We start from the raw sequence: 232 nt of genomic DNA, 5'->3' as shown, positions 1-232 counted from the left end.
CCTTCCTCTCGACCTAGCTCAATACCTTGCTTGATACCTCGCTCAAGCCCTTTTTGTTCAAGCTGTTCTGCAATAGTCATCAACATCGTTTCATGCTCCGGAGATTGTTGTTTCAGTCTGGCCGGTTTCAGCTTCGCCGGGCAAACGTAAAAGTAGCCATCATCCTGAATAAGAACAAAAATGCCGATCTTAAATATCGGCATTTTGCTGTAAAAGAGAAGATGAATTTAAT

General features: G+C 42.7%; 1 pseudogene. It reads right to left on the bottom strand.

The window, feature by feature from the left end:
- Window positions 1-119, bottom strand: a pseudogene (locus SLS51_RS23790) (ISNCY family transposase); the annotation flags it as partial.
- Window positions 120-232 lie beyond the last annotated feature (113 nt).

The sequence above is a fragment of the Photorhabdus africana genome (genome assembly GCF_035181445.1).
Classification (GTDB): Bacteria; Pseudomonadota; Gammaproteobacteria; order Enterobacterales; family Enterobacteriaceae; genus Photorhabdus; species Photorhabdus laumondii.
Note: the sequence above shows the minus strand (reverse complement) of the source record. Positions and strands in the feature narration are given on the sequence as shown.